This is a genomic window from Afipia dichlorophenoxyacetatis, assembly GCF_055386385.1.
The window spans coordinates 5,479,417-5,502,247 of sequence record NZ_AP029250.1; the positions used below are offsets into that span (position 1 = coordinate 5,479,417).

The window sequence follows — 22,831 nt, forward strand, 5'->3', positions numbered from 1 at the left end:
AAGCGGGAGCACGCCATGACAACGTCCACACAGTTTGTCGTTGCACGCGATGATCTGAAGACCTGCAGGTTGATCAAGACGCCGCTACCCGAAGTGACGCAATTGCCCGAGAACGGCCTGCTGGTGAAAGTCGAGCGCTTTGCCCTCACCGCGAACAACATCACCTACGCGCTGCTCGGCGATCAATTGAAGTATTGGCACCTGTTCCCAGCGCCGGAAGGTTTCGGCAACATTCCGGTCTGGGGCTTCGGCAAGGTTCTCCAATCACGGCATCCGGACGTCGCCACAGGCGAGATCCTGTTTGGCTATTTCCCGATGGCCACACACCTTGTGATCGAAGCATCTGATTTAAAGAAAGCGACTCTTCGCGACGGCGCGGCCCATCGCCAGAGCGTTTCTCCAGTTTATAATTCCTACGCGCGCATCACCGGTGATCCGGCCTTCGCGGGCCGCGAGGGCGACTATCAGGCGTTGTTGCGGCCATTGTTCATGCTGTCCTTCCTGGTGGATGACTTTCTCGCCGATCACGACTTCTTCGGCGCGCAAAACGTCATCCTCTCGAGCGCCTCCAGCAAGACGGCGTTCGGACTGGCGTGGCTGCTACATAGCCATCGCAAGCCGGTACGTGTCATCGGCCTGACATCCGCAGCCAATGCCGACTTCGTTCGCTCCCTCGGCTGCTATGACGAGATCGTGACCTACGACAAGATCGGCGACATGCCGACCGCACCGGTCGCCTTCGTTGACATGGCGGGGAATGCAGAGCTGCGTGGCCAGCTTCACCACCATTTCGGCACCCAGCTGAAATATAGCAGCCGCGTCGGTCTGACCCATCAAGACGCGGCCCTCGGCGACGACACCCTGCCCGGCGCGAGGCCGACCTGGTTCTTTGCTCCCGATCAGCTCCGCAAACGCGCCAAGGAATGGGGCCCGGGCGGCATCGATGAGCGATTCGCAGCCGTCTGGTCCGGTTTCACGGCAGCGCTGGGACGCAAGCTCGATATCGTCGAGAGCCACGGCCCCAATGCTGTCCAGAAAGTCTATCTGGACACGCTCAAAGGCGACGTTAGGCCCTCGCAGGCCCACATGCTGTCGCTCACCGAATAAGGCGGGAACAAGATCTAGAACAAAATCATGCCTTCAGAGACGTGTGGAAACGCTCTTCACAATCCCGTCACGCTCCCTGTAGTATGTCCATCTCAAGCTGCTTCGCAGCCAAATTAGGGGGCCAGGAGCGTTACTTGAACGCACATGTCTCGCAAGGTGGTTGGCCGGCACTGGTGCTAAATGCGGACTTCCGGCCGCTGAGTTACTACCCGCTCTCGCTTTGGTCGTGGCAAGACACGATCAAGGCGGTTTTTCTCGACCGTGTGAACATCGTCGCCAATTACGATCACGCTGTTCACAGCCCATCCTTCGAGATGCAGCTGCCGAGCGTTGTCTCGCTCAAGTCCTTCGTTCAGCCGACGACTCACCCGGCCTTCACTCGCTTCAACGTCTTTCTGCGTGACCGTTTCACCTGCCAATATTGCACATCGCAGGACGACCTGACGTTCGACCACATCATTCCGCGCTCCCGCGGTGGTCAAACGACGTGGGAAAACGTCGTCGCGGCATGTTCGCCCTGCAACCTCCGCAAGGGCAACATGACCATGGTGCAGGCGAAGATGTTCCCGCGCCAAACGCCCTACGCGCCGACAGTGCATCAACTTCACAGGAACGGCAGACTGTTCCCGCCGAACTACCTGCACGAGAGCTGGCTCGACTATCTCTATTGGGATACCGAGCTCGATCCGTAAGCTCGGCACAATCCCAGCAACTGTCGTGCACCTCATAAGAGCGTCAAACACCCCACAAGTGTGTCACGTTTCGGCCTTCCGTACTGGTCAATTTGATTGTTCAGGACGTACCTGCCGAATTGATCGCCCCAAAAGGCCAGCACCTCGTGCGATCGAACGGGACGTCAAGATCGCCAATTGCTGGCCGATCATAAAGGGATGGATTTACACCGTGCGGCTTTATCGCCCACGTGACGGCATCCTGACACGGCAGTTGGAAGTGTCCTGAGCCGCTCTGAAGCAAACAAAAGCTTCCCACTCCGACTGCCGCCGGTGCAAAAATCGCTCACTATAGCGCGAACATACGGTAGTTACCAACCGGGGCAAACTCTGCTGCGATCGGTAGTTCGTCGCAACGATCCCGGATTCGCTCCGAAAAGGCCTTGAATGCCGGAAGATCTGTCAAGGTCGCGCCAGCGTCCGCCTCCATGATATGAACAAAGGTGACACCGTCCGCCAGTTTCAGCGACATATAGCGCAGTCCGGACGGCGCGGCCCGTTCGAGTTCCTCGAACACGCCCTTAACGAAGGCCTCATTTTCAGCCGCACGATCGGTCTTGACTCGATAACGGACGAAAACACGCTTCATGGGAGTTCTCCAGTTGCCCGGGTCCGGGGCGACCCGTCTCCCTAAGACGAGCAGAAGCCTCGGAAAGATTCGCGTGGGTGGAATCCTTTTGGACATCCGCAGCGTTTTCAGGAGGCGAGGGTAGTTTTGACGCGAAGGAAGTCATGATCGACGGTCAGTTAAACGTTCCAGATATGTTCGACCGGCTTGCGGTGGAGTTACGCCCGAAACTTCTCCGCTATTGCGCGAGAATGACGGGGTCCGTCATCGATGGTGAGGACGTAGTCCAAGAAGCTCTACTGAAAGCCATGGACGCAATCCGCGACATGGATTCGATTGCGCATCCGAAAGCCTGGCTATTCCGCATCGCCCACAATGCTGCCGTGGATTTTCTTAGGCGACGGGCCCGCGAAGCCACCCATATCAAAGATGAGCCGTTGGAAATGATCGAAAATCCCCTGGACGAAATCGCACAGCGCCAGGCGGCGGAAACCGGGCTGCGAACATTTATGCGCCTGCCTACCCGCGAGCGGAGCAGCGTCATTTTGATGGACGTGCTCGGCCACTCCTTACGCGAAGTCGCCGAAGTGCTGGATACGACGATCCCGACCGTAAAGGCTGCGCTGCATCGCGGTCGACAGCGGCTGCGCGAATTTGCCCAACAACCGGAACATCTTCCGCTGCCCGCCTTGTCGCGGCATGACCGTGATCTCCTTACTGCCTACATCGACCACTTCAATGCTCGGGACTTCGATGCGGTCCGGCGCATGATTGCCGATGATGTAAGGCTGGAACTGGTCGGTCGAACCCAAATGCGCGGCCGTACCGAAGTCTCCAGGTATTTCGGGAATTACGCCGGCCGGACGGACTGGGAGCTTTCGCTCGGTTTCATCGATCGTCGTCCTGCGGTGCTCGTACGCCGACCTGGAGATCCGGCCGGCCCGCTTGCGCATTTCGTGCTGCTCAGCTTCGAAAGCCGGGAGATCATGACGATTCGCGATTACCGTTACGCTGCTTACGTTGCTGCCGAGGCGGAAATCATCTTCAGCTACACGCCGCCAGAAGAGGGCGATTAGCGCGGCATTTCCAGCTCCAGAAGGTTCAAGGTGAACCTGTCGCGCAAAGCCACGTTCGAAAATGCGCGCTTGGGCAAATGCGCGGCCGGCGCGAAGCCTTATGTAAGACCTGCCCGGTTGCGTGCTCCATTCATAATTCTTCGCTCTTCAAATTGATCCAAAGGTCAGGTTGCCTCGCGCTGAAGCGATACTTTGTGGCTCTCGAAATTTGCCGGCGAAGAGGAATGTTCGTGCAGAATCGTCCAGCCGTCATCCGTCCTATCGAGAACAAGTGTCACACGGTTTTGCAGCCAGCGGAGCTCCTGACCAGACGCGGAAACTCCGGCGTAACGCGCTATGGCACAGACTACGGCGAGCGCACCACGATCGTATGTCAGAACGTCTTCGAAGCTCACGCGGACAGTCTCATCGCCAAGTGAGCCGAACCACTCCTCGATCACGCGTCGCCATGCGCCAACTCCTTCGTAGCACCAGACATTCCACGTGTCGAAAATGCGCACATCCCCCGCATAAAGCGCAAGGAAGCCATCGACGTCCTTGGCAAAGACCGCCGCCGCATACCGCGCAAGTATCGATTCTGCCGGCTTCTCGATATCGTTCATCTATCCTTCCTTCGCCCCTGTTTATCAGACGGAGACGGAAACCACGCCCCAACGAGCTGGCGACGCCGCCTTCACCTTAGGCGCCCAAGAGGATCTTCGGACCCCTCCCCACGGACTCCGCCGCCTCGAAAGCTTCCTTTAGCTGCTCAAACTTGAAGTGCTTCCCTTCTGGAATCGAAATGATTCCCCTTGCAACTTGCGCGACCACTTCGCTGAATGCTTGTTGAACGCCGGCAGGCGGAGTTCGCCTGAACCATTGCATTAGCCACCATCCCCGAATCGTCTGGGCCTGATAAATGAGAGGTCGGGCAAACAACGGCAGGGTCAATGCGTCAGCGCTCGTCTGGCGGTGAGTGGAGAGCGCGCCGTAAACGACCATGGTTCCACCCGCACCAACAGCACCTGCGATGGAAGCACCGACGTCGCCCGCGACGCAGTCCAGAGCTCTTGAGATTCCCTCACTGCCCGTCAATTGCTTGAGGCGAGACGTTACGTCCTCATCTTCTGAACATATCACCTCGTCACCGCCGAGGCGCTTGATTTCGTCTACTGCAGCGCGTCGCCGAACAATGTTTATCGTCTTGAAACCGAGGCTCTTCGACAGCTGTATGATGATCTTTCCGACCGTCGAGCCGGCAGCACTCTGGACCACCCATTCGCCTGGCTTCAGACCAAGCTCGTGCGTTACAAGCAGCCAAGCCGTCATCGGGTTCGTAATGAGCTGAGCAGCAGTTGAAACCGAGAGCGCATCCGGCACCGGCACGACCCTGCCAGCGTCGACGGCGGCAAATTCTTGCCATGTGCCGAGAATACCGACTGTGACTACCCGATCGCCTACTTTCAGTCCGGAGACCCTCGCGCCCACCTCTTCGATCGTGCCTACACACTCCGATCCCAGAACGGCTGGTAATTCCGGAGAAACGCCGTATCTGCCGCGAATGGTGTGTAGGTCGCTCGGATGAATGGGTGAAGCCAAAATACGGATTAGAACCTGGTCGGGCTGGATCGCGGGGACCGCTGTTTCCTTTAGATTAAGAACCTCAGCAGGCTCCCCGACCGATACCGCTTCCAGAGCACGCATTCTCCGCATATTGCCCCCTTTGTTTAACCCCGATTTCCGATGGCCAACTTAGGCATTTTAACTTGCATTATGCAAGTAATTTAACAATTCCCCTTCGCTCCCACTCGGCGCTCTGTTACGATGAGGGATGTCGAGAAACAGATTTCAGACGTTGAATTGTTCGGTTGCACGGAGCCTTGATGAGGTCGGCGATTGGTGGACACTGCTGATTGTTCGGGACACAGCCAGAGGCGTCGACTCCTTCGATGGTTTCCAAACCTCACTCGGTATCGCGAGCAATATCCTCGCGGCTCGACTAAGCCGGCTAGTCAAACGGGGAATCTTAGTCCGTTTACCAGATGAGGAAGATGGGAGACGTGTGCGTTACAGACTCACCCAAAAAGGAAAAGCTTTGCTGCCGGTGATCATAAGCCTCATGCAGTGGGGCGATGAATGGTTGTCCGGGCGGGGGCGCGAACCGTTCATCGTCCAGCACGCGGGCACCGGCGAGAAATTGGCGCCTGTTTCCGTGAGAACGCCCAGCGGCGTAGCGGTGACCGCCGACGACGTCCGGTTCGCCCCGGGGCCGGGCGCAGATTCCCATCGTCAGCGTGCCCGCAGACCACTTCGACAGTAGGCGCAGGACTGCGATACGGTCTCAACTTCAATTTGACGCGGACGTGTTCGACGCGTTTGTCCCGAAGCGGGCCGTGGGAACTCCATGGATCGGCTATCTCGCAGCAGCGCTTGAAAAGCGGACTCTGAGGTAGGCTTCGCCCGCGAGACCACACCAATGCTCACGGGCGACGTCTCCTGCAACTAGGCTGCAGCGCGCTCTCCGCGGAATCTTGCTGCATTCCGATGGGCAAACTCGGCGAAGGTGGTCGGCTTCACGCCGAATTGCCGGTGCGTATCCAGGCAAACCTGTGCCTTCGGATTCCGTAGGCGTTCGAGGGCCTGCTCGTACAATCCCTCGACCAGAAAGGTCGGCACGCCAGCGCGCACCAACGCGTCACGCCGGTCCTCGGGGCGGATCGCAACGTAGCGAACAGGACTGCCGATCGCTATGGAGATGCGATCCGCGATCGCGGACATGGTGAGCGCCTCGGGGCCCGTCATCGCGTAGCTTTTTCCCTCATGTCCGCTGCCTTTCATCACCCCGACTGCAATCTTGGCAATATCTTCCACATCGATCGGAGCCAAGCTTCCATCCGCCATCGGCAACAGGAGTGTCCCATTGTTGACGATCGTGGGTGTTTCACGCAGATAGACCTGCATGAATTGACTCGGACGCAAATGCGTCCAGGCGAGGCCCGATCGCTCTAGGTAATCCTCGATCTCCTCGTGCATACGCGTAAATCGGAACTTCATCGGGTCGAAGCCGGCCTCCGCTCCGGAGAATTTCACGATGTGACTGACGCCGGCCGCCTTGCACGCGTCGATGAATGTGCACTGGGTTTCCAACATCTGCGGATCCGCTGTCGAAATCATAAGAGTACGGTCGACACCCTCCAGAGCGGCGGTCAACTCGCCCGGCTTCGTCATGTCGCCCCCGACCACCTCGACGGTCGGCAGATCAACGAATGCCCCCGCCCTGTCCAGATTTCTGACCAGCGCTCGAACCGGCAGTTTCTGATTTGCAAATTCGCGCACTACAGCCGAGCCGCTCAAGCCGGCCGCGCCCGTGACTAAAAGCATAGTTCTCTCCTGAGATTTAAAGTCATCGCGATGGACTGGACCATTGCGAACCCATGTTTCATCCGTGAATAGACGAATAGGGAAAGCAAAAGGATTCGCCTGAGAGGCAGATCTTTAGAGCGGGGGTCTCTTAGTCAGCCCGCGGCTTTTCTCGCCGGCGACACGTTCCGCTGGGCACGGGCGTCGGGCAGCAGGAGAAGGTGGATATCCTTAATTCGCCGAGTCTAGCCTTCACTCAAGCGCTCGCGCAAGTTTCTCAATGCGAAGCTCCGATATCACGGGGTCTGCGGGCCGCCCGTAGCCCGTTCAAACGAGTCTTTGGTCAGTTTTTCAACGGTGGGAAAAGCCATCGTTCATGAATGAAGTTCTTCAAGGAGGGCTTTTAAGTTGTCGAGCCGGTCACACCAGAAAACCTCGTTATCCTCTATAACGCCTCTGTGAGACGGGCGGCCTTGGTGCTGGTCGTTCGGTTTGACGTTTTTAGCCTGTGTAGGTTTCAGGTGGTCAGTCATCCGCCTCGCTCCATTGAATTCCCCTCAGCTATGACGTTTGAGGTTTGCAATAAGAGTCACCGCTCGATTGCCGATATCGCCTTATTCAAGGGCTCCCGTTTGACCTTCTGCGTGATCCGACCGCTGGCAGAGTTCGCTCGGATACCACAAAGGTTAAGCCCTGCGATTTGCATCCATCGCCACAGGCGCGCCGCTACTATCTCATTTCACTTGCGTTACGCAAGTTATATCCATACCGTGGACCCCGCGAGAGTTTTTTCTCTTCTATCTTGAGACGAGAATCGGTGTAGAGGGCGAAGCAGGGATCAACATGACGTATCCGGAAATCGTAGACAGAGATGTATGGCGCCAACACCGTCTACGGCTACTTGAAGAGGAAAAAGCGCTCACTCGGGCGCGCGATGCACTGAATGCGCGTCGCCGGCGGCTTCCGATGACCCGGGTCGATAGGCCGTATCGTTTCAGTTCGGCAGACGGCGATCTATCATTCCTCGACCTGTTCGAAGGGCGCCATCAGCTCATCGTCTATCACAACATGCTTAAGCCGGACTCCGAATTCGTTTGTCCCGGCTGCTCCTACTATTGCGATCACGTGGGTAATCTTGAACACCTGCACGCACGCCGAACTACATTCGCGGTCGTATCCCGTGCCACTGTCGTCGAAATCGAGCGGGTGAAATCCCGACTTGGATGGAAGTTTCCCTGGTACTCATGCTTCGGCACTTCCTTTCACGAAGACTTGGTCGGCACCGAGGACATGTCATTTGGCCTATCGGTTTTCATTCGCCGGGACCGCGAGATTTTCCAGACTTACTTTACCTCTGGACGAGGCGTGGAGCAGCCCAGCAACACGTTCGGCTTCCTCGACATCACGCCCTGGGGCAGGCAGGAATCCTGGGAGGATTCTCCGGACGGTTACCCGCAGGAGCCCGCCCACAGTTGGATCAAAATCCACGATGAATACTGAATGTTCAAGCCAAGAGGAGCCACGACAGCCGTTTCTCCCGACATCACGCAGTCGAGTAGCCTTTGTTGAAGATCGAATAGATCACCCGCTCAACCACTGTCGATCCTCGCCGACAGATCGTCATCCCCGCAATTATGGATGGAATGTCCTATCAGTCAGCATCCGCCGTCTGCTCTCTATCTGTTTACGTTCCGAGATCTCGTTGACTAGGAACGACTGGGCAATGTCGGCGATCACGTGCTGGCCCAGCGCGGGGAGCGTCAAGGAAACTTGCGACGACAACTCCAATGCGGGATGGCAGCAAACGAAAGCTACCTACGGCCGCGCCGATCAGTTCGCGCATCGCGTCCCGGCCGGCCGCTTGCGAGCGGCCTTCCGACCGTGATGACCCTGCCGGATGAAAAGGAGATAGCGATGTTGGAAGGTACCGTCGACCACGCCCGGCTATCGGATGTCGACTTGAATCTGCTGGTTGCGCTAGATGCCATCCGGACCATCGGAAGCGTCACTAAGGCTGCGAACCGGCTTGGCGTCAATCAGTCTTCCTTGAGCCATCAACTCGGTCGCCTGCGCGAGCTTTTCGGTGACGAGCTTTTCGTTCGAGGGGGAACAGGCATGACCCCGACGCCTCGCGGAGCACACATAGCCGAGATCACGTCAGAGATTTTACAGCGCATCGAGGCGAGCTTGTTCGCCGAATTGGAATTTTCTCCGGCCTCGACAAGTCGGACGTTCAAGCTTGGCATTCCCGACTACTTAGAGAGCATCTTGGTTCCGCTTCTAGCTAAATTCCTCCGCGACGCCGCGCCCAAGGCACGCCTCGAACTCCACTCTTTGGACCGCCATCGAACAACTGATATGCTTGACATTGGGGAGATCGATACCGCGATCGGAAACGTGTCGGAAGGGGGTGTCGTGCACAAGCGCAAAGTCCTCTTCGACGACTGCTATGTCTGCCTCCACAGTTCGCAGCTTCTCAAGCGATTGGGGTCAATCTCCGCCGCGGCCTATTTCGAACTTCCTCATGTGGCCGTTGATCTGAAGGAAAGCGCCTGTAAACTGGTCGACGAAACGCTTGGGCAGAGGAAGCTCCGGCGGACGATCGCGGTATCGACGCCGCACGCGCACGCTATCCCGAAGTTGGTTGCTTCCCTTGACGCGATCGCGACCGTGCCGCGACTGTTTGCAGAGGACGCCGCAATCACGCATGGGCTCGTGGTCAGTCCGCTCCCCTTTCATGTCGCACCATTCCAGATTTCGATCATTTGGCACACCTCCAGTAATTCCGACCCAGGGCTTCTTTGGTTCCGGAAAGCAATCGCTGATGTTGCGGGATTGTTGCGTCATTCCAAGTCCGCCCCGGCCGATCGCATCGCGGGGTCAGCGAACTGAATACCTCTCGCAGCAGAACGAATTGGCTTCCTGGTTTGGCGCCAGGGTACGAGCTGCGAATTCGCCTATATCAGGTTTGCGGACCAGGGCTCATCGATGATCATGTAAGTCTCGTTCGATTTGCGAATGCGCGCGAAGCCGGGAAAGTTCAGATGCATGCCGGCGATCAGCGCGTTTTCCGACGTGACCTCCGCCAATACTGACTTGCGAGTGGCGGTAGCGCCAGCCGCATCGACGTCGAACGCGATCGTCACGTCTGGACGCTCGACCTGGATATTCGGATAGTGCACGATGTCGCCCCAGATCAGAAGCAACTCTCCCGAAGAATTAATACGGTATCCGCAATGGCCTGGCGTGTGGCCCGGGAGGTGAACGACCGAAACCCCGGGAGCTACTTCGCCGTGGGTGACCAGCCGCCGCCTGCCCGCATAGGCCGCGAAGACGTTTCTGGCGAGCATAAAAAATGGCTGCGCGTCTTCAGGCGCGCGGCTCAAATTTTCATCACCACTCCAGAATTTAAATTCCTCTTCGTGAAGAACCAATTCGGCGTTTGAAAATAGCGCCGCCGCCGACGCTGCACCTATTAGGCCCCCAATATGGTCGGGATGGGCGTGCGTGAGAAGCACTTGATCAACCTGGCGCGGATCAAGGTTTAACGCTCCAAGCGCGGCGTGCAGCCGTCCTCCCCATCCGTTGATGCCGCCTGCGCCGCCATCGATCAGAATTGTGTTGCCATGCCCCTCCAGTAGATAAGCAACCGCGGTCATAGCGGAAGAGCGAGGTCGCCCCGAAGCGACGATCATTGCCTCCGCATCGTCCGGGCTTATTCCGCTAAGAAGTTCGAGCGGCACCTCGATGACGCCGTCCACGAGTGCGGTAACGATGTAATCGCCAATTCTCCGCCGGTTCAGACCTGCCGCCTGCCACTGCGCAACCCTGGTCATACCGCGATCCTTCTTTTCTGAATTCGAACCTTGAAAGCGGAGTTGATTGGCAGCTCCAGGATGGAATTTCAAATCGGTGAGGTCGATTTCGGAAATCGACCTCACACATGGTGGCTCTGCTCGACTCACAGACTATCCCGCTCTTCGATGACAACAGCGCCGCGGCTTAGCGATCGCCGTGGTTTTACGTTAGCAGTCGCATCACTCGTCCAATACACGCCCCTCGCCCGGTTGGCTCGCCTACGACCTTAGGGCCCGAGCAATCTCAACCGCGCCCAATTCCCCGTCGCCATTGCCGACTCAGTGCCACATATGACTGGACTCAATCAGCTTAGTTTCATTGTTGGCGTGGTGAGAAGGCGACCTTTTTGATCCACCTTTTATGGGCTTGCTTCCACACGTGGCTGAGAGGCAACGACTAACGTTGGGGTGCTGCTCTTATGAACGGCGGTTTACGCCTGCACGACAGCTGAAGCGGCTATCTCTATTGGAACATCGACCCGAATGGTCGATATGCCGCCAACTCGAATACAAGATTGGGTTCGAGGCCCCGATAAGGGCGGCCTAAGCGGCCGCCGACCCGGTCGAGAGCGTTGTCTTGACGCCTTTGTCCTTCTTTCGATTGCCATCTATGGCCAGCGACGCAAAGCCTGCGGCTATGCAGAGAATGCCTGAAAGAGCAAACGCTGGAGCGTAGGTGCCGTCGAGTGTCCGGGTGAGACCGGCGCCGAAAGCTGCAACAGATGCTCCGATCTGGTGCGCGACGAACATCCAGCCGAACACGAGCGGTCCGACGCCGAGACCAAACCTGTCGGTCGTTATCCGGATGGTGGGCGGCAGCGTCGCGAACCAGTCGAGGCCATAAAACGCGGCGAACAAAGAAACGGACAGAAGGTCCATTCCCAGCGCGACCGGCAGGTACAGCAAGGATAGTCCCCGCAGCACATAGTACACGCACAGCAGGTAACGATTGTCGTATTTGTCGGAGAGCCATCCGGAGGCCACCGTTCCGAAAAGGTCGAAGGCTCCCATCAACGCGAGGAGACCGGCGGCCGTCACTTCCGCTATGCCATGATCGCCGCACGCCGCGATCAAGTGCGTTCCGATCAAACCGTTCGTGCTCAAGCCGCAAACGAAGAAGCCGAAACACAGCACCCAGAAGTTCCTTGACTGCACGGCGCCCTTCAATGCTCTGAAAGACACGACGACGGGATTTTCCGCCGGCGGCTTTGGATAGGAAATTTCAGTTCCCGACGGCGATCCGTACGGTGTAAGGCCGACGTCCGCCGGACGATTGCGCATCAGCAGCGCAATCACAGGCACCAGACAAAGAAGAATACACGCCACCAAGGCGACGAGCGGCCGCCAGCCGAACTCATCGTTGATGCGGGCGAAGAGCGGCAGGAACAGCAACTGGCCGGATGCCGAGCTCGCGGTCATGAGACCGATCACAAGGCCGCGGCGTTGCGCAAACCAGGTGTTGGCGACCGTGGCGCCGAGAACAAGCGCGGTCATTCCCGTTCCGCCGCCGACCAGCAGTCCCCAGAGCAGATCTAATTGCCAGGACTGAGTTGCAAAGGCGGTCAAACCCATTCCCGCGGCGGTCGTGGAAACAGCAAGCATCATGATCCTGCGTAGCCCGAAGCGAAGCATGAGCGCCGCAGAGAACGGCGCCATCAGTCCGAACACAGCCAACCGCAGAGATAACGAAGTGGAAATACTCGCCGTCGACCATCCGAACTCCCTTTGCAAAGCAACCAGCAGCAAACCCGGCGTCGACATCGCGCCTGCGGTCACGAGCAAGGTCGCGAACGTCACGCCGACGACCACCCATCCATAGTGGAAGGAGGAGGCATCCTTCGTTTTGATTGCAGTCATCCGCGCATCTCCCTTGACCATTAAGCGGCACTTCGAGGAACCTAATTAGAAGCATATGCCCCTAATTTGCAATTACGGGCATATGCTCCTATAGTCAAGCGCAGTTTCCGTCGAGGCATTCACGATCACAGAGGCAATGGAGAAACAGATGGCTGATCCGCTTTATTTAATCGCTGGCGCAACCGGCACGACCGGCAGAGCCGCTGTTGCAGAACTGCAGAAAGCCCTTAACCGTCGAACAATTCGTCGAGATCAATCGGGCCAGGTTCGACCAATAATGATCTCGAAGGCCTCCGCCGGTTTGTGGAGGACTTCAATCACGATCGATTGTGTGCGACCATTTCTCGAAGACATACTTTCCAATCGGATGCTGCGGCTTTGATTGGAAGTCAAAGAGTGCGGAAACGGCGATGGGTCAGATTAAACTAGACAATTGCAACTGCGTCGCCATACGGAAAGCTGCGCGGCAGATCACCCAAGCCTACGACGCTCAGCTCGCCGAAGCCGGGATAAGGGTGACGCAGTATATGATCCTGGCGGCGCTCAATCGCGAGCACGGAGTGTCTGTCAACGACCTCGCCGGCACGATGGCGATGGACCGCACCACCATGGGCAAGAACTTGCGCCCCCTGGAACGCGACGGGCTGGTGGACATGAAAGTCTCGGAGAGCGATCGTCGCAGCCGCGATATCGTACTGACCCGCAAGGGCCGCGCGCTGTTGGAGCGCGCTTTTCCGTTATGGCGGCGCGCGCATCAGGAGTTTCAGGACAAGCACGGCGCGAAGTTCGCAGAGAACCTGCGTGCCATGCTCGGCGAGGTGTCCGCGCAGGGGTGACGAACAATAGGACGGCGAAAGCCGTTGCGCTTTTAACTGCGCAGCGGCAATGCATATGTTGTGGTTTCACGATACGGATTGCGATATAAACTGATGGTGTCTCAGTATTCATTACGACGCCATGTCCAACGAGAGTCCTGAACCGCCCATCACCTTTACCAACGCCTATACGGGCTTGGCGAAAGGGGCGCGCTATGAACACTGGCGCGAGGAGATCTGCCGCGGCCTTTGCAATATCGATATTGGTCCGGTCCGGGATAACGTAATCGACCTGCAGACACAGATCACCAACCTGTCCCCTGTGGCGGTCGCCGTTGCTACGGGCACTTCCGCCTCAATCGGCCGCTCGCCACAGACCACGGGGGACGGCGACGACGACTTTACCTTCGTCTGTCACGGCCAAAGCCGGATGCCCTTCCAGTACCGCGATAGCGTGATGACGATCGACCGATCCGAGGTTTTACTTGGAGACCTGGTCCAGTCGTCAGCGGCAAAGATGAGTGATTGCCGCAAATTTACGGCGCTTGTTATTGATCGCAAGACACTGCTCCGTTCCAGTCCAAAAGCTGAAACTCTCTTGTACCGACCTCTTCGGATCAATGAAGAGCTCAGCGATACCATCGGCCGGTATGCGGAGCTCGCGACTAAATCGGCGCCCCATCTCGATGGACACGGCCGCTTTCTGATGGGCCAACACCTGGTCGACCTCCTCTCGCTTGCGCTTGGCACCCACTCAGACGCAGCCGAAATGGCCCGCCAGCGCGGTCAAGCCCAGGCCCGTCTCGCGTTGATGAAGACCGATATTCTATCCAACCTCGGTCGCCTGGATTTGTCCATTGACATGATCGCGGGTCGCTACGGGTTGAGTGCGCGGCAGGCACAGCGCCTCTTTGAGCAGGACGGCACTACCTTCACGGAATTCCTGATCGAGAGGAGACTGCTGCTCGCACGAAAGCTGGCGATGGATCCGAAGAATCGTCAGCGCAAGATCAGCGATATTGCGCATTCCTCGGGTTTCTCCGACCTCTCCTATTTCAACCGTACATTCCGTCGTCGCTTCGGCATGACCCCCTCCGACGTCCGAGAGAACGATCTGGAGCGGGATGGAAACGGAAGTCATTAGGCTGAAGCCATCGTCCGAGATCCTTCCCCACGATCAAGCGAGGCATAACCGGCTCAACAATGGTCGCGCCGTCCCGTAACGGAGTGCGCCGGCCCGACTATCGGGACCGGCGCATAAGCTTTAGACCGTCGCCAACTTGTAGCGAGATGCCGCTTCGGTACGGGAAAGATACGGACCGAGATTCTTTCTGGCGGTGTCATAGCTTTCCCAAGCGGCTGTGTCAGGCAGCGAGGGAATCGTGATCAGTTCACGCTGATCGAATCCTGCCAGCGCAGCATCGACCATCTCTTCCGCCGACATCACGATCTCCTGCGGCAGGTGCTCAACGGGCACTCCGGCACGGCTCCAGAATTCTGTGCGCGTGGCACCCGGAAGCACGGCCTGGACCTGAACGCCCTTGCTGCCGATCTCATGGTTCAGCGACTGGGTGAAATTGACGACATACGCTTTGGTGCCGCTGTAAGTGCCGTTCAGAAGCTCTGGCGACAGCGCAACGATCGATGAGATGTTGATGATGACACCATTGCCCCGCGCAACGAACCCTGGCGCAGCGGCCCGCGTGAGCCGCGTCAACGCAGTCACATTGAGCTGGATCATCGCGTCGAGCTGATCGACATCAGAATCGACCAGCGGCTTGGTGGCACCGACACCGGCATTGTTGATGAGCGCCGTAATGGTCGCATCCGTCTTCAGACGATCCTCGACCTTCAGCAGGTCTGCTTTCGTATTCAGGTCGGCGGGCAGAATATCGATCTTGCGGCCGGTTGCTTTTGCGAGTTGGGCTGCCAGCGATTCAAGCCGCGACTTGTCACGTGCGACCAGAATGAGGTCATAGCCGCGCCGCGCGAAGCGATCCGCATAGATCGCTCCGATTCCAGACGAAGATCCCGTGATGAGGGCTGTGCCCTTGGTGGACTGATTGGACATATCGAACGCTCCTGGTTTTTGACTCCGGCGATAACCGGCGTTGACTGAGCGAACCTAGGGGACTATTTAAATGTCTCAAATGTCATTCTTACCTCGTTTTGGGACATCATGAAGAAGATTGGCCTTGTGGTTTTTCCGGGTTTCCAGGTTTTGGATCTGGTTGCAGCAACAGCATTTGAACTCGCGAATGCCGAGGCCCCTCGGCCCGTCTATGACGTCCATCTATTGTCCGAAGCGGGCGGATTGATCACCAGTTCATCGGGCGTGCGCGTCGAGACCGAGCGCTTCACCGACCCCGTGTTCGATACCGTCATGACCATGGGCGCGATGGACGTCGCACCATCCACACCCGGACTTCTTGCTTTTCTCAACGAGGCGAGTGCCGCATCACGGCGCACAGCGAGCATCTGCACCGGCGCGTTCGTCCTTGCCGAGGCTGGTCTTCTCGATGGCCGCCGCGCGACCACCCATTGGGCCTTCGCCAGGAACATGCAGCTGCAGTTTCCGAAAATCAAAGTGCAGGAAGACAAGATCTTCATTGTCGACGATGACGTCTGGACGTCCGCAGGCATGACCGCCGGCATCGACCTTTGTCTCGCATTGATCGAAGCTGATCTGGGCGTCGAGATATCCCGCACGGTCGCCAAGAAGCTTGTGGTCTATCATCGCCGTACAGGCGGTCAGTCGCAATTCTCAGCTCTTTTGGAGCTAGAGCCGAAATCGGACCGCATCCAGAGCGCGCTCGCTTACGCCCGGGAGAACCTGCAAAACGAGCTATCTGTCGAGGTGCTGGCGGAAGTCGCAAGACTCAGTCCGCGTCAATTCAGCCGGGCTTTCAGCTCGGAAACCGGACAGTCGCCTGCGAAAGCTATTGAAAACCTGCGTGTGGAGGCGGCTCGGATCATGATCGATGAGGGCGAGCATCCCATCGACGTTATTGCGCGTGAGACAGGCTTCTCCGATCCCGAACGCATGCGGCGCGCTTTCCTGCGTGCGTTTGGCCAACCGCCGCAGGCGATCAAGCGGGCCGCAAGGATGAGGCAAGTCGCATAGCCGAGGATGAACCGCCTACCCCCAAAATGAATAAGGCCCCGTGAGGGGCCTTATTTTTAAACCGAGTCCTTCGCAGCCTTGACCGGGCGGGCCCGGACAATCTTGCGGGCCGGCTTGGCCTTGAACACCATCGGCTCACCGGTGAAGGGGTTGGTGCCCTTGCGCGCCTTGGTGGCTGGCTTCTTGATCACGACGAACTTGGCAAAGCCAGGAACGAGGAAGAGACCATTCTTCTTCAGTTCCTTGTAGCCGATCGTCGCCATCGTCTCGAGAACACCCTTGATGTCCTTCTTCGAAAGCTCCGAGTGCTGCTCGTTGATCTTTTCGATCAGCTGCGACTTCGTCATTTGGGTTGCCATTGTGTCTCCAATTGCGTTGATTCGAATCACCGAACAGTATTGCGAAATCGGCGTTTCGCCTCATGCATAATGCGATCTACACAGGATTCTATAGGGTTTTTTGCATAATTTTCGCATTTTCCCGCTGAATCCGGGGAAAAATTGGACCAAGACAACCGCAGATACCTTAAATGAAGGGGAATCAACGCGCCCGGCGAGAGGCCAAATCGCCCTCGCCAAGACCGCCGCAATACCGGCTATCGCAGCAGGAGGGTAGCTGCCAAAGGCACCAAGAGCGACGTCACCAGCGCATTCAGCCCCATGGCGATGCCGGCAAACACGCCGGCAACCTCGTCGACCTGAAATGCCCGCGCGGTGCCAATGCCGTGGGACGCAAGACCCGCGGCAAAGCCACGGGCCCGGAAGTCGGTGATGCCCAGCCTGTTCATGGTCGGCGTCACAACGATGGCTCCCATGATACCGGTGAGCACGGTCGCGACCGCAGTGATCGCAGGATTTGCTCCAAGCGTTTCACTGATACCCATGGCCACACCCGCGGTGACGGATTTCGGTGCCAGCGACAGCACGACTTCCCTCGGCAACCCAGCCAGTTCAGCGAACACCACCACCGAGATAATGGCTGTAAGACATCCCACCACCAATGCCATCAGCATCGGTACGATCGCCGACATGACGGTCTTGCGGTTCTCATAGAGCGGTACGGCGAGGGCGACGGTGGCGGGACCGAGCAGGAAATGTACGAACTGCGCGCCGCCGAAATAGACCGTGTAGCTAGTCCCGGTGACGTGCAGGAAAACACCGACAATCCAGATCGAATGCAGCACCGGGTTCGCCAGCGGATGACGGTGAGTTGCGAGGGAAACGGCATCGGTGACCGCATAGACCAGGAGCGTAACGGTCAGCCAGAGCAGCGGCGTCTGCGACAGGTACACCCACAGTGAGAATGGATTGTTGCTCATGGCGCGCTCCGGCGGCGCGTGATGATCCGGCTCGTGATCAGGAAGGTCCCGGCCGTGACCAGCAGCGTCACCAGCACGGACCCGGCAAGAATGACAAAGATCGCAATGCCGTGTTGAGCCAGCAGGTCGAGTTGCTGCACGATGCCGACGCCCGCCGGCACGAACAGCAGCGATAGATGCGCCAGCATGCCTTTGGCGGTGCCTTCGACCGCTCCCCTTCGCAATGGTCCGCGGGCCAGCACGGCGAAGCGATCGCGCAGGATGAGCGCGACAAAAAGAAAGACCAGCCCGATCACCGGGCCTGGCAACGGCAGGTGCAGGCCGCGGACGATCACTTCACCGATCAACTGGCAAATCAGAATCAGGCTGAGATTGGCGATCATCCGGCGCGCTCCAGCAACTTCACTGAGCACACTCTGGTAGGTGCGCATTCCACTCGCAAGCACGAGATGGCTGTGGTGCACAAGCGCAGTGAATAGTTCGCTTTATTTCGAGGCGTTCCGGTAAAGATCCGCAACGTTCTTCCAGATCTCGTCCTTGAACTGCACCACTGCGGGGCTCGGCAAGATCTGTGGAGGCGCGGTTGTTTTCTTGCAGTCTTCGACGAGGCGCATCACCCAGACTTCGCCATCGGTGAAATAGCTGTCGCCTCCGCCGTTCCGCCCCAGCAGTGTCGGACCAAGTCCCATCACCTGATAACGGGCACTCACCATTCCTGCCGCCTGCAAAGTACTTTCGACCAGGTCGCGATCGAGATCGATATCGGGAGCAATGTGATGGGTGATAGCTCCCGTATAGTGACTGAGACCCACGCTGCGGTCGAAGGTCGCCGCGCCAAGCCAGACCGGCCGCCCCTCCTGCCCCTCCTTCAGCACCATCCAGAACCGGACGTGGTGCCTCTGGTCTGCGCTTTTTCCAACCGGCTTCTCGAAGGCAAGGTCTTCGCGGCGGCCGGCGTAGAACAGCGGGCTGACCGGCGCACGTGGATAGGGCTGATCGAGCAAAACACTGCCAGAAATCTCGAGGCTCGATTTCCATGTGACCGGATCGGCCGCATACCAACCCGCCTCGCGCATCGCGCACAGAACGTCCTTGGAGGAGCCGACCACCCCCACATTGATCGCGTCGCCGGGTATGCCCTGCGAGGTGGTCGTCACCATAGGCAGGCCATCGAGCTTCTTCTGATGTTCGTAGTGACGCCACAACGCCGGAAGGATCAGATAAGCGAGCAGCAAATAGGCAGTGAGAACGATCAGCAGTCCACGGAGCAACAGTCTCGTCTTCGGCACGGCAAGGCGCGCATGCAGCGGCATTAATGTTGCCAGTCCGTTGGTTGTCCCGCGATATTTTCCAAAGATATAGCAAAACCACTGTCAGGCGCTATCATCCGCCTGACAGTGTCCTTATAACTGAATGCTGGATCAGCCCTTCAGCCGTTTGGTGCATTCGCTGTAATAGCCGCCGCCCTTCTGGATCCACTTCAGGCCACCATTGGCGTTTGTTGCCTTGTTGGCGTTGTACTGGTCGACGCAGGTGTGCATGCGGGCCTTGCCTGCCGTCTCAGACGAATATTTCGGCGCAACAGCACTCGGGAAAACTGCGGCTCCCGCGGCGGCGGGCGCGGCTGCCGGCGCCGGCGCGGCTTTCGCCGTCTCTTCTTTTGGTGCTGCAGGTGCTGCAGCCTTTGGTGCGGCTGGTGCTGCGGCCTTCGGCGCTTCCGTTGCCGCGGCTGCAGGCGTCGCGTCGGCACCGCATTGTGCCTTGCGGAAATCATTCCATTTCTGGCCGCCGAGGGTGCCGGCGGTCTTCGCGGCCTGATACTTCGCGCTGCATTCCTGGGCAGTCAACGCTTGCGCCGGCATGGCGGCGAAGGTTGCGGCGCCTGCCAGCAATGCGGCGCCAAACAGTTGGATTCGGATGGTCATCGAACTCTCCTAAAAATGGTAATCGAAACACATGACATCCTAGCTCACGTGTTGTCGGGTTCAACGCGACAGCGCGCGATACGATCAAAAAATAATGAACGCGGAATTTCATGACGTGCTGCATCGTTCAGCGACGGTTCATCCTGATAAGCCAAGGCTTCACGCCTCTGCAACATGAGGTCCTATGATGACAATCTCTTCACGCGTTATTGCCACTACCCTTGCTTCACTGATGCTGGCCACGTCGGCCTTCGCACAGACTGCCGCAACGCCGGCCCCGGCTGCACCGGCGACCAGTGCCGCCCCGGCCAAGGCGAAGCCCGCGCGCAGCGCGGCTTCCCTCGAATGTTCGAAGCAGGCCGACGAAAAAGGCCTCAAGGGCAAGGATCGCAAGAAATTCCGCTCGGAATGTAAGCGTGACGCGGCCAAGGCCGGCTCAACGACCGACGCCACCAAGGCGAAATAAGCTTACGCAGTCAGCCGGCCGCGGAGACGTGGCCGGCTTTTTGCTGCGAGCCTCCCGCATGGAGATCGCGCGAGCCATGTGCGGCGCTCATTTGTGGGGTACTGCGCGATTTGTCATAAACGCGGCATTCTCAAACCATTTCTCTGATGCCGCGACTGCCCCTGAAATTCCCAAACATCTTTGGCCCTGACCTCAAACGCGACACCTTGAGCGTGATCGAAACACTTTCGATCGGCGCCGTCGGAGGTCTTGTCTTTTATTGGCTTGAGCTTCCCGGCGGTTTGATCTCAGGCGCGATGATTGTCGTCGGCATCGCAGCAATTTCGGGCCGCCCCATGGGCCTTCCCCCGATCATGGCACACGTCATCCTGATGACGCTGGGACTATCGCTCGGCTCGATGGTTTCGCCCCAGATGCTGGCGAACATGGCGTCCTATCCTCTCAGCATTGCGATTCTCGCCGCCTCAACATTTTGCGCGACGTTCGGCAGCAGTCTGTATCTGCAGCGTGTCCATGCCTGGGATCGCACCTCCGCCCTGCTCGCCGGCAGCCCGGGTGCTTTGTCTCAGATCATTATGCTGGCGAACGAAAAGGGGGCGGACGTTGCCGGCATCGCCGTAGTGCAGACGATGCGCGTCATCATCCTGACCGCCGCGCTACCGATCATTCTCGCCACCTTCGGCCTTGGATCGCACGGCAGCGTATTGACGCGCGCGGCACCGGCAACGCCACTGGCGTTCGCCATCCTCGCGGTGGCCTGTGTCGGGACCGCCTGCCTGCTGCGCCTCCTGAAATTCCCAGCAAGCTGGATGTTCGGCGCCATGCTCGGGTCAAGCGTGCTGCATGGATCGGGATGGATTACCGGCGGTCTCCCGGGATGGGCTTACGCCACCGCCCTGATCGGGATCGGAACGTTAATCGGGACGCGATTCGCACGTATTTCGGCCCGGACATTGCTCAGCCACATGATCGCGGCGCTCGGCTCATTCGCAGTCGCCATTGTCGTCTCGGCCATCTTCGTCGCCATCGTGATGCTGACAGCGCCGAACCGATTCGGAGATCTGGTGGTCGCGTTCTCGCCGGGGGCGATGGATGCCATGCTGGCTCTGGCCCTGACGCTGCACATCGACCCGATCTTCGTCGGTGCGCATCATCTGTCGCGATTTATTTTTGTCTCCGTGGCGACGCCGGGCATCGTCCACCTGTTTGGACGCCCGCAGGTGGACGCAGATGATTAGGCCGCCTGTCTGGACTTAACGAGGCCCCACAAGGCCAAAGCTGCTAGGGCCAGCGAGATCAGCACGTTGTAGCCAGCCAGCGACAGGCCAAGGAAACGCCACTGCACCGCGTCGCAGCGAATCACTTTCACCTTGTTCAGGCCATCCAGCAGGCCGCCAGGGCTGCTGAGATCAGTGATCGGGCCGGAGCAATCGGTCGGCCCCTGCCAAAATCCCCATTCCACGCCCGCGTGATAGCCGCCAAGCACCGAATTAGCGAGAAGTGCGAGGGCCAGAATAGCAAGCCCCCCGCCGAGCAGGCTGCGCGACAGTCCGCGGGACGCACCAAAGGCGACCAGCGCGGCCAGAGGGATTGCCAGATAATAAGCGTACCGTTGCTCAAGGCAGAGCGGACAGGGCCGGATATCGAGCACCAGTTCGAAAAACCAGGCACCAGCGATGGTGGCGGCCGCAAGAACGGCAATACCCGCCGCGGCAACGAACACCGGGTCTAAAGAGCCTCCGGCCTGCCCCTGTCTCAAGGTCGTCTCGCTTGCCACGTGGCGGTCTCCTCATTCCAGGTGGCGGTCGTACCTCGCACAACTACACATGTCGACGTCCACATGATCACAGGCGGTTGACCAGACGCCCGCGCAAGCTATAGTCCCGCCCGCTTCGTGACCCCTACCGCTCGGTGGTGGTCCCGGGAGCCCCTGTGGCGGAACTGGTAGACGCGCTCGACTCAAAATCGAGTTCCGCAAGGAGTGCTGGTTCGATTCCGGCCAGGGGCACCACCTGTCTTCAGGACACCGTCTCGACGAAGTCTGTTGCTCAGCGAAATCAGCCCTCTCATGAGGGACTGCGGGAAGAGCTGTGGCATGTCCTCAACGATGCGATCTTTGCTTGAGGGATTTCAGCATTGGAGTGCGTTGAGAAATTCGATCAAATTCTTCTGATGACCGCAAACGATGCGAAATCATCCTTTGTCGAGTTGTGCGACCATGCGTATACACGCTAGAGATTCGTCACAGCGTTCAATGGTCCGACGTCCGCAATGTTCAAAGGTTTATATAAGGTCGAATTCGAAACTCCGCGCGGGAAAGCGCTCGGCGTCATCAACGCCGAAGACGGGAAGATTCGCGGCGGCAGTTCGGCATTCGCCTATGTGGGCTCCTTCACCGAAAACGGCCATTCGTTTTCGGGGAGCGTCCGCAGCATCCGACATACGGCAGATCCCGACCACCCATCGGTCTTTGGCTTTGACGAGGTCAACGTTGATTTTCAAGGCGCCGCCAAAGGGGACTTTGCGATGTGCGAAGGGACGTCGCCCGATTTTCCGAGCCTGAAATTTAAAGCCGTGCTTACGCGGCTCGCGGACTGAACTGGTTCAGCCAAAACACGTGATTGTAGAAGCCACTCATGAAAACGCCC

The 22,831-nt window shown here is 58.4% G+C and carries 26 protein-coding genes and 1 tRNA gene; 14 read left to right on the forward strand and 13 right to left on the reverse strand.

Annotated features, from left to right (window positions below; genetic code table 11):
* The first annotated feature begins 15 nt into the window (after positions 1 to 15).
* Both ACZ5C3_RS25710 and ACZ5C3_RS25715 read left to right on the forward strand, forming a co-directional pair.
* A complete protein-coding gene (locus ACZ5C3_RS25710) occupies positions 16 to 1,107 on the forward strand; it encodes a DUF2855 family protein (RefSeq protein ID WP_464033940.1) in 1,092 nt (363 codons plus the stop codon).
* Between the two features lie 134 nt (positions 1,108 to 1,241).
* Positions 1,242 to 1,799 (forward strand): HNH endonuclease, encoded by a 558-nt coding sequence (locus tag ACZ5C3_RS25715; RefSeq protein ID WP_464033941.1) that lies wholly within the window; start codon positions 1,242 to 1,244, stop codon positions 1,797 to 1,799.
* Between the two features lie 328 nt (positions 1,800 to 2,127).
* Here ACZ5C3_RS25715 and ACZ5C3_RS25720 read toward each other — a convergent pair whose 3' ends face one another.
* Complete coding sequence (locus tag ACZ5C3_RS25720; RefSeq protein WP_464044355.1) at positions 2,128 to 2,427, reverse strand: hypothetical protein; 300 nt, start codon at positions 2,425 to 2,427, stop codon at positions 2,128 to 2,130.
* Between the two features lie 143 nt (positions 2,428 to 2,570).
* On the opposite strand from ACZ5C3_RS25720, the gene ACZ5C3_RS25725 reads away from it, so the two are divergent.
* A complete protein-coding gene (locus tag ACZ5C3_RS25725; RefSeq protein ID WP_464033943.1) occupies positions 2,571 to 3,482 on the forward strand; it encodes a sigma-70 family RNA polymerase sigma factor in 912 nt (303 codons plus the stop codon).
* A 164-nt stretch (positions 3,483 to 3,646) separates the two neighbouring features.
* On the opposite strand, the gene ACZ5C3_RS25730 is transcribed toward ACZ5C3_RS25725, so the two are convergent.
* Both ACZ5C3_RS25730 and ACZ5C3_RS25735 read right to left on the reverse strand, forming a co-directional pair.
* Positions 3,647 to 4,084, reverse strand: a complete 438-nt coding sequence (locus tag ACZ5C3_RS25730) for a YybH family protein (protein ID WP_464033944.1) — start codon at positions 4,082 to 4,084, stop codon at positions 3,647 to 3,649.
* A gap of 76 nt (positions 4,085 to 4,160) precedes the next feature.
* Positions 4,161 to 5,174 (reverse strand): zinc-dependent alcohol dehydrogenase family protein, encoded by a 1,014-nt coding sequence (locus ACZ5C3_RS25735; RefSeq protein ID WP_464033945.1) that lies wholly within the window; start codon positions 5,172 to 5,174, stop codon positions 4,161 to 4,163.
* A 118-nt stretch (positions 5,175 to 5,292) separates the two neighbouring features.
* Between ACZ5C3_RS25735 and ACZ5C3_RS25740 the strand changes: the two genes are divergently transcribed.
* Entirely contained in the window at positions 5,293 to 5,781 is a 489-nt protein-coding gene (locus tag ACZ5C3_RS25740; protein ID WP_464033946.1) for a winged helix-turn-helix transcriptional regulator, read from the forward strand.
* Between the two features lie 182 nt (positions 5,782 to 5,963).
* Here the strand turns inward: ACZ5C3_RS25740 and ACZ5C3_RS25745 are convergent, their stop codons facing one another.
* Positions 5,964 to 6,842 carry an SDR family oxidoreductase gene (locus tag ACZ5C3_RS25745; protein WP_464033947.1) on the reverse strand — a complete coding sequence of 293 codons (879 nt, stop codon included), beginning with the start codon at positions 6,840 to 6,842 and terminating at the stop codon, positions 5,964 to 5,966.
* An 822-nt stretch (positions 6,843 to 7,664) separates the two neighbouring features.
* Between ACZ5C3_RS25745 and ACZ5C3_RS25750 the strand changes: the two genes are divergently transcribed.
* A complete protein-coding gene (locus ACZ5C3_RS25750; protein WP_464033948.1) occupies positions 7,665 to 8,321 on the forward strand; it encodes a DUF899 domain-containing protein in 657 nt (218 codons plus the stop codon).
* Between the two features lie 384 nt (positions 8,322 to 8,705).
* Entirely contained in the window at positions 8,706 to 9,713 is a 1,008-nt protein-coding gene (locus tag ACZ5C3_RS25755) for a LysR family transcriptional regulator (RefSeq protein WP_464033949.1), read from the forward strand.
* Positions 9,714 to 9,778: 65 nt separating this feature from the next.
* On the opposite strand, the gene ACZ5C3_RS25760 is transcribed toward ACZ5C3_RS25755, so the two are convergent.
* Positions 9,779 to 10,657, reverse strand: a complete 879-nt coding sequence (locus ACZ5C3_RS25760; protein ID WP_464033950.1) for an MBL fold metallo-hydrolase — start codon at positions 10,655 to 10,657, stop codon at positions 9,779 to 9,781.
* Between the two features lie 564 nt (positions 10,658 to 11,221).
* Positions 11,222 to 12,535: an MFS transporter gene (locus ACZ5C3_RS25765; protein ID WP_464033951.1), complete on the reverse strand. Its 1,314-nt coding sequence runs from the start codon at positions 12,533 to 12,535 to the stop codon at positions 11,222 to 11,224.
* 148 nt (positions 12,536 to 12,683) lie between these two features.
* Between ACZ5C3_RS25765 and ACZ5C3_RS25770 the strand changes: the two genes are divergently transcribed.
* The 3 genes from ACZ5C3_RS25770 (at position 12,684) to ACZ5C3_RS25780 (ending at position 14,494) form a co-directional block, all read left to right on the forward strand.
* Complete coding sequence (locus ACZ5C3_RS25770) at positions 12,684 to 12,917, forward strand: hypothetical protein (protein ID WP_464033952.1); 234 nt, start codon at positions 12,684 to 12,686, stop codon at positions 12,915 to 12,917.
* A gap of 28 nt (positions 12,918 to 12,945) precedes the next feature.
* The gene (locus ACZ5C3_RS25775; RefSeq protein WP_464033953.1) at positions 12,946 to 13,371 is read left to right on the forward strand and encodes a MarR family winged helix-turn-helix transcriptional regulator; all 426 of its coding nucleotides are present in this window, start codon (positions 12,946 to 12,948) and stop codon (positions 13,369 to 13,371) included.
* A 175-nt stretch (positions 13,372 to 13,546) separates the two neighbouring features.
* A complete protein-coding gene (locus ACZ5C3_RS25780; protein WP_464033954.1) occupies positions 13,547 to 14,494 on the forward strand; it encodes a helix-turn-helix transcriptional regulator in 948 nt (315 codons plus the stop codon).
* 120 nt (positions 14,495 to 14,614) lie between these two features.
* Here ACZ5C3_RS25780 and ACZ5C3_RS25785 read toward each other — a convergent pair whose 3' ends face one another.
* Positions 14,615 to 15,421 (reverse strand): SDR family NAD(P)-dependent oxidoreductase, encoded by an 807-nt coding sequence (locus ACZ5C3_RS25785; protein WP_464033955.1) that lies wholly within the window; start codon positions 15,419 to 15,421, stop codon positions 14,615 to 14,617.
* Between the two features lie 108 nt (positions 15,422 to 15,529).
* On the opposite strand from ACZ5C3_RS25785, the gene ACZ5C3_RS25790 reads away from it, so the two are divergent.
* Positions 15,530 to 16,474: a GlxA family transcriptional regulator gene (locus ACZ5C3_RS25790; RefSeq protein WP_464033956.1), complete on the forward strand. Its 945-nt coding sequence runs from the start codon at positions 15,530 to 15,532 to the stop codon at positions 16,472 to 16,474.
* 56 nt (positions 16,475 to 16,530) lie between these two features.
* On the opposite strand, the gene ACZ5C3_RS25795 is transcribed toward ACZ5C3_RS25790, so the two are convergent.
* The 5 genes from ACZ5C3_RS25795 to ACZ5C3_RS25815 form a co-directional block, all read right to left on the reverse strand.
* Complete coding sequence (locus ACZ5C3_RS25795) at positions 16,531 to 16,833, reverse strand: HU family DNA-binding protein (protein WP_464033957.1); 303 nt, start codon at positions 16,831 to 16,833, stop codon at positions 16,531 to 16,533.
* A gap of 236 nt (positions 16,834 to 17,069) precedes the next feature.
* Positions 17,070 to 17,792, reverse strand: coding sequence for an LrgB family protein (locus ACZ5C3_RS25800; RefSeq protein WP_464033958.1), 723 nt, complete (start codon positions 17,790 to 17,792; stop codon positions 17,070 to 17,072).
* Positions 17,789 to 18,175: a CidA/LrgA family protein gene (locus tag ACZ5C3_RS25805; protein WP_464033959.1), complete on the reverse strand. Its 387-nt coding sequence runs from the start codon at positions 18,173 to 18,175 to the stop codon at positions 17,789 to 17,791. Before ACZ5C3_RS25805 ends, ACZ5C3_RS25800 begins: the two co-directional genes overlap by 4 nt.
* A gap of 102 nt (positions 18,176 to 18,277) precedes the next feature.
* Positions 18,278 to 19,105: an LssY C-terminal domain-containing protein gene (locus ACZ5C3_RS25810; protein WP_464033960.1), complete on the reverse strand. Its 828-nt coding sequence runs from the start codon at positions 19,103 to 19,105 to the stop codon at positions 18,278 to 18,280.
* Between the two features lie 108 nt (positions 19,106 to 19,213).
* Complete coding sequence (locus ACZ5C3_RS25815; RefSeq protein ID WP_464033961.1) at positions 19,214 to 19,717, reverse strand: hypothetical protein; 504 nt, start codon at positions 19,715 to 19,717, stop codon at positions 19,214 to 19,216.
* A gap of 184 nt (positions 19,718 to 19,901) precedes the next feature.
* Here ACZ5C3_RS25815 and ACZ5C3_RS25820 point away from each other — a divergent pair, with 184 nt between their 5' ends.
* Together ACZ5C3_RS25820 and ACZ5C3_RS25825 are read left to right on the forward strand one after the other, a co-directional pair.
* A complete protein-coding gene (locus tag ACZ5C3_RS25820; protein ID WP_464033962.1) occupies positions 19,902 to 20,183 on the forward strand; it encodes a PsiF family protein in 282 nt (93 codons plus the stop codon).
* 146 nt (positions 20,184 to 20,329) lie between these two features.
* Positions 20,330 to 21,421: an AbrB family transcriptional regulator gene (locus ACZ5C3_RS25825; protein WP_464044356.1), complete on the forward strand. Its 1,092-nt coding sequence runs from the start codon at positions 20,330 to 20,332 to the stop codon at positions 21,419 to 21,421.
* On the opposite strand, the gene ACZ5C3_RS25830 is transcribed toward ACZ5C3_RS25825, so the two are convergent.
* On the reverse strand, positions 21,418 to 21,960 hold the full coding sequence (locus tag ACZ5C3_RS25830; RefSeq protein ID WP_464044357.1) for a disulfide bond formation protein B: 543 nt from the start codon (positions 21,958 to 21,960) through the stop codon (positions 21,418 to 21,420). The two genes, ACZ5C3_RS25825 and ACZ5C3_RS25830, sit on opposite strands and share 4 nt — an antisense overlap.
* A 149-nt stretch (positions 21,961 to 22,109) precedes the next feature.
* Between ACZ5C3_RS25830 and ACZ5C3_RS25835 the strand changes: the two genes are divergently transcribed.
* Both ACZ5C3_RS25835 and ACZ5C3_RS25840 read left to right on the forward strand, forming a co-directional pair.
* Positions 22,110 to 22,194, forward strand: a tRNA-Leu gene (locus tag ACZ5C3_RS25835).
* A gap of 260 nt (positions 22,195 to 22,454) precedes the next feature.
* A complete protein-coding gene (locus ACZ5C3_RS25840; RefSeq protein WP_464033963.1) occupies positions 22,455 to 22,781 on the forward strand; it encodes a GrlR family regulatory protein in 327 nt (108 codons plus the stop codon).
* Positions 22,782 to 22,831: the final 50 nt, after the last annotated feature.

Coding starts and splice junctions, on each gene's coding strand:
- ACZ5C3_RS25785 (WP_464033955.1), bottom strand. CDS start 15,421: ATGTCCAATCAGTCCACCAAGGGCACAGCCCTCATCACGGGATCTTCG.
- ACZ5C3_RS25800 (WP_464033958.1), bottom strand. CDS start 17,792: ATGAGCAACAATCCATTCTCACTGTGGGTGTACCTGTCGCAGACGCCG.
- ACZ5C3_RS25820 (WP_464033962.1), top strand. CDS start 19,902: ATGATGACAATCTCTTCACGCGTTATTGCCACTACCCTTGCTTCACTG.
- ACZ5C3_RS25730 (WP_464033944.1), bottom strand. CDS start 4,084: ATGAACGATATCGAGAAGCCGGCAGAATCGATACTTGCGCGGTATGCG.
- ACZ5C3_RS25805 (WP_464033959.1), bottom strand. CDS start 18,175: ATGATCGCCAATCTCAGCCTGATTCTGATTTGCCAGTTGATCGGTGAA.
- ACZ5C3_RS25725 (WP_464033943.1), top strand. CDS start 2,571: ATGATCGACGGTCAGTTAAACGTTCCAGATATGTTCGACCGGCTTGCG.
- ACZ5C3_RS25710 (WP_464033940.1), top strand. CDS start 16: ATGACAACGTCCACACAGTTTGTCGTTGCACGCGATGATCTGAAGACC.
- ACZ5C3_RS25810 (WP_464033960.1), bottom strand. CDS start 19,105: ATGCCGCTGCATGCGCGCCTTGCCGTGCCGAAGACGAGACTGTTGCTC.
- ACZ5C3_RS25720 (WP_464044355.1), bottom strand. CDS start 2,427: ATGAAGCGTGTTTTCGTCCGTTATCGAGTCAAGACCGATCGTGCGGCT.
- ACZ5C3_RS25790 (WP_464033956.1), top strand. CDS start 15,530: ATGAAGAAGATTGGCCTTGTGGTTTTTCCGGGTTTCCAGGTTTTGGAT.
- ACZ5C3_RS25740 (WP_464033946.1), top strand. CDS start 5,293: ATGTCGAGAAACAGATTTCAGACGTTGAATTGTTCGGTTGCACGGAGC.
- ACZ5C3_RS25825 (WP_464044356.1), top strand. CDS start 20,330: ATGCCGCGACTGCCCCTGAAATTCCCAAACATCTTTGGCCCTGACCTC.
- ACZ5C3_RS25750 (WP_464033948.1), top strand. CDS start 7,665: ATGACGTATCCGGAAATCGTAGACAGAGATGTATGGCGCCAACACCGT.
- ACZ5C3_RS25765 (WP_464033951.1), bottom strand. CDS start 12,535: ATGACTGCAATCAAAACGAAGGATGCCTCCTCCTTCCACTATGGATGG.
- ACZ5C3_RS25840 (WP_464033963.1), top strand. CDS start 22,455: ATGTTCAAAGGTTTATATAAGGTCGAATTCGAAACTCCGCGCGGGAAA.
- ACZ5C3_RS25795 (WP_464033957.1), bottom strand. CDS start 16,833: ATGGCAACCCAAATGACGAAGTCGCAGCTGATCGAAAAGATCAACGAG.
- ACZ5C3_RS25760 (WP_464033950.1), bottom strand. CDS start 10,657: ATGACCAGGGTTGCGCAGTGGCAGGCGGCAGGTCTGAACCGGCGGAGA.
- ACZ5C3_RS25735 (WP_464033945.1), bottom strand. CDS start 5,174: ATGCGGAGAATGCGTGCTCTGGAAGCGGTATCGGTCGGGGAGCCTGCT.
- ACZ5C3_RS25775 (WP_464033953.1), top strand. CDS start 12,946: ATGGGTCAGATTAAACTAGACAATTGCAACTGCGTCGCCATACGGAAA.
- ACZ5C3_RS25745 (WP_464033947.1), bottom strand. CDS start 6,842: ATGCTTTTAGTCACGGGCGCGGCCGGCTTGAGCGGCTCGGCTGTAGTG.
- ACZ5C3_RS25755 (WP_464033949.1), top strand. CDS start 8,706: ATGACCCTGCCGGATGAAAAGGAGATAGCGATGTTGGAAGGTACCGTC.
- ACZ5C3_RS25815 (WP_464033961.1), bottom strand. CDS start 19,717: ATGACCATCCGAATCCAACTGTTTGGCGCCGCATTGCTGGCAGGCGCC.
- ACZ5C3_RS25770 (WP_464033952.1), top strand. CDS start 12,684: ATGGCTGATCCGCTTTATTTAATCGCTGGCGCAACCGGCACGACCGGC.